Annotated in this window: 1 protein-coding gene; it reads right to left on the reverse strand. The window is 34.6% G+C overall.

Annotation, left to right across the window (positions count from 1 at the left end; all coding sequences use genetic code 11):
* Positions 1-158 precede the first annotated feature (158 nt).
* Positions 159-455: a hypothetical protein gene (locus GHI93_RS12940; RefSeq protein ID WP_246177179.1), complete on the reverse strand. Its 297-nt coding sequence runs from the start codon at positions 453-455 to the stop codon at positions 159-161.
* Positions 456-540 lie beyond the last annotated feature (85 nt).

Consider the following 540-nt stretch of genomic DNA (forward strand, 5'->3'; position numbering starts at 1 on the left):
TATTTCTGTCAGTGCCTTTTTCGCAGTGTTAATCTGTTCTTGGAGTACTATTTTGTCATCAATAAGCCCTTCCATGCTTTCAAGCAAAATAGTTGATTCTTTGATAGTTAAATTTATTCTATAGCTTAACTTTCTCTCAAGTTCTGGTAAATCAATTTTCACTCTTCTTCCTCCGCTTCAAGCGCAGCATTCTCAGCTAGTACAACATCAATATTCTTTCCAGTTACTTTTTCGATGTAATCAACTGCAAGTTTATAAGTTTTAGCTAGGTCTGCAAGCTTTCTATCTACAAGGTTTCCCACAACAATATCTTGAGTAATAGTTGCTGCAGCACTTGCTTCAATTAAAGTTTGAATGCAACTCTCTAGTTCTTCTTGGAGTTTGTCGTTTTCCCTAATAGCAGTTAAAGATTCTTTGTGAAGTTTTAAGAATTCATCTGCAGTCACTAACTGCATTTTTTCATCTATGATTTTTTGAACCGTTTCTTTTTTATAAGGCAACAAGTGTTCTTGGAGTTTTTCAACCGAAAGTTTGTCAGTG

The sequence above is a fragment of the Lactococcus hircilactis genome (assembly GCF_009601015.1).
GTDB lineage: Bacteria > Bacillota > Bacilli > Lactobacillales > Streptococcaceae > Lactococcus > Lactococcus hircilactis.

Bases quoted from the DNA above. Each gene is read 5' to 3' on its own strand.
- GHI93_RS12940 (WP_246177179.1), bottom strand. From the start codon at position 455: ATGCAGTTAGTGACTGCAGATGAATTCTTAAAACTTCACAAAGAATCT.